The organism is Blastomonas sp. (assembly GCF_041747255.1).
In the GTDB taxonomy this organism is placed as follows: domain Bacteria; phylum Pseudomonadota; class Alphaproteobacteria; order Sphingomonadales; family Sphingomonadaceae; genus Blastomonas.
Genome location: NZ_JBGTFM010000006.1, coordinates 1 through 2,556 on the forward strand (window position 1 = coordinate 1; position 2,556 = coordinate 2,556).

The window sequence follows — 2,556 nt, forward strand, 5'->3', positions numbered from 1 at the left end:
CACCGCCTTGGCTGTATTTTACCAGACCAGAAACCCGTTGAAGATCCTCGGGCAGATCCCACGGGCCATCATAGCGCTGCGCTTCGATTGCGGTGAGCAGATCACCGGTTCCGAGGGCTACACTCCCAGCAGCCACGGCGCGGAGAAAATCAAACGCGCCAGCTTCTACTTTTACGAAGGGTTCGATCGCATTGCGGGTCTTGAAGGAGACGGTTCCAGCGGCTGAAAAGTCACCCACGTCGACGAAATAGGGACCTTTACGATAGTCGATCCGCTCGAGTGTTTCCGGTATTAGAAAGTTGAAATCGAGATAGCCTTGCCCATGGCCATGACTGCGCATGTTGATTGGCACGCCATCGGCAATGCCGGCAAAATCAGTACCATGGTCGAGATTGAACCCACGTAGATAGTATTGGTTCGCCTTACCCGAACCCGAGTGCTGGGTCGCAACCACGCCAGGCACATTCTCAACCAGCTCCCCCGTGCGGCTGATCGGCACGTCTGTAAAGTCGGCGTATCCGACGGTTCCCTGAGAACCAGTTAGCGCCACGCCGATCTGTTCGATCGCACGGCCATAAACAACGATTTGATCACCGCTCTCTTCTGCTTCCCGATCCTTTATTTGAGACTGAGCCTGATCCGATCCTGTATCGACATTCTGGGCGAACAGCGGCGCGGGAAAGAGAAGCGCAGATATGGCCGTAATCCAGCGGATTTTTGTTGAGAAAATCACGGTCAGCCCCTTGCATTTCTGCCATTCGAGCTTGTGGCGCCACCCGCTGCGAAGCCGAAGAGTGATCTGTGAATCTAATTTTGAAATATTGCTTTTTGGCGTAACCCTGCACGCTTGGAGCTGGGGATCGGGCTGTACCCGTCATCAGAGCTCAGGGGAAGATTAAAAAAATGGATTAAACCAAGAAGTTGGTGCACCGGCTAGATGGGAATGAGCAAACGGCAGGACTTGAATAAGGGGATAGGTTTGCGACGGCTGCTCCTAGGTTGCGAACCGACAGGCAGCTTTTATCCAGTCAGTTGCGCATGCTGCCTATCCGCCAGTGGGAAAGCTAAGGCGGCGCTCGATTGAGGACTTTCTGGTAGGAAGCTTCCGGGCCGCGATTATGAGGCTAAGCCGGGTAAGCAGATATCGAGCTTATTGGCCGGGTCGGAAGCAACGCGCCCAATCTCGGACATTCGATCCTGCCTGAGGAGCTTCCAAAAATTAGCAGGCGTATGGAAAGGCTTCGGACGTGAGGCATCTGGAAAACTTCCAACTACCCTTCGATGCGCTGGGCATGGGCCTCACTGATGAATGGAACAGTTAGCTGCAGCAAACGTATGTTTTTCTGCAACACGACAGTTGCGAGAGATCAAGGGACTGCAATCATGAACAAGAACAAGTTTCGCGCGAGCGCTGCCATGCTGGCCACGGCCCTGTCGCTCAGCGCCTGTACGACGATGAGCGACGATATGATGGATGACGGCATGATGGCGACCTCCGCCAGTGCCGGCGGAACCGTGATGGTCGGCGGCGCTGCCATGTTCCCCACCCGCACGATCGTTGAGAACGCTGTGAATTCGCGTGACCACACCACCCTCGTGGCTGCGGTGAAGGCAGCGGGTCTGGTCGATACCCTGTCCAGTCCAGGGCCGTTCACGGTCTTTGCTCCGACCAACGACGCCTTCGCCAAGCTTCCGGCCGGAACCGTGGACACGCTGCTGCAGCCGGCAAACCGCACGATGCTGCAGTCGGTGTTGACCTATCATGTCGTCCCGGGCCGTCTCACCGCTGCGGACCTGATGGCCCGGATCAAGGCGGGCAACGGCCAGGCCCGGCTTACCACCGTGCAGGGCGGAACGCTGACCGCTCGCATGATGGGCAATATGATCATGCTGATCGATGCCAAGGGCGGGATGTCTCACGTGACGCAAGCCAATGTGATGCAGTCGAACGGCGTAATCCACGTCACCGATGGCGTGTCGCTCCCGGGCTGATCCGCCTGACAGAATATCCGGGACGCTGCGCAACTGTTTTGCCGCGGCGTCCCAACCCCTCGAGGAGGCACCATGGAACAGTATCTGAGCCGCCGGCTTTTCATCGGTGCTTCGACCGCGGCCATTGCTGCGCTTGCCCTGCCGCTCGGCAGCCTTGCGGCGGCAGGGCGTTTCGAGATCACCAAATCTCCCCAGTAGTGGCGGAGCATCCTTTCCAAGCAGCGCTTCGCGGTGCTCCGCGAGGAAAAAACGGAGCCGCCCTTTTCCAGCCCGCTTGATCGCGAGAAACGGCGCGGCACCTATTCGTGCGCGGGCTGCAAACTGCCGGCGTTCAGTTCGGCAACAAAGTATGACAGCGGCACCGGCTGGCCCAGCTTCTATGCGCCACTGCGCAACGCGGTTGGTACGCGGGTGGACAACTCGCTCTCGTTCAAGCGCACCGAAGTCCATTGCCGCCGGTGCGGTGGCCATTTCGGTCATGTTTTCAACGATGGTCCAAAGCCTACCGGCAAGCGCTATTGCATGAATGGCTTGGCTTTGAAGTTTAACCCGGGCTGATATCCC

4 protein-coding genes are annotated in these 2,556 nt (G+C 57.8%); 3 read left to right on the forward strand and 1 reads right to left on the reverse strand.

The genetic code is table 11. The annotated features are described in order from the left end of the window. Positions 1–733: TonB-dependent receptor plug domain-containing protein (locus ACEW8G_RS00315; RefSeq protein ID WP_373486462.1), on the reverse strand; the 733-nt coding region annotated here is incomplete at its 3' end. A gap of 734 nt (positions 734–1,467) precedes the next feature. On the opposite strand from ACEW8G_RS00315, the gene ACEW8G_RS00320 reads away from it, so the two are divergent. The 3 genes from ACEW8G_RS00320 to msrB all read left to right on the forward strand — a co-directional run bounded on the left by ACEW8G_RS00320 (position 1,468) and on the right by msrB (position 2,550). Further along, positions 1,468–1,992, forward strand: coding sequence for a fasciclin domain-containing protein (locus ACEW8G_RS00320; protein WP_373486464.1), 525 nt, complete (start codon positions 1,468–1,470; stop codon positions 1,990–1,992). A 72-nt stretch (positions 1,993–2,064) separates the two neighbouring features. Further along, positions 2,065–2,190: a twin-arginine translocation signal domain-containing protein gene (locus ACEW8G_RS00325; RefSeq protein WP_373486463.1), complete on the forward strand. Its 126-nt coding sequence runs from the start codon at positions 2,065–2,067 to the stop codon at positions 2,188–2,190. Positions 2,191–2,199: 9 nt separating this feature from the next. Then, a complete protein-coding gene (gene msrB, locus ACEW8G_RS00330) occupies positions 2,200–2,550 on the forward strand; it encodes a peptide-methionine (R)-S-oxide reductase MsrB (protein WP_373486465.1) in 351 nt (116 codons plus the stop codon). The last annotated feature ends 6 nt before the right edge of the window (positions 2,551–2,556 follow it).

Bases quoted from the DNA above. Each gene is read 5' to 3' on its own strand.
- ACEW8G_RS00320 (WP_373486464.1), top strand. From the start codon at position 1,468: ATGATGGATGACGGCATGATGGCGACCTCCGCCAGTGCCGGCGGAACC.
- ACEW8G_RS00325 (WP_373486463.1), top strand. From the start codon at position 2,065: ATGGAACAGTATCTGAGCCGCCGGCTTTTCATCGGTGCTTCGACCGCG.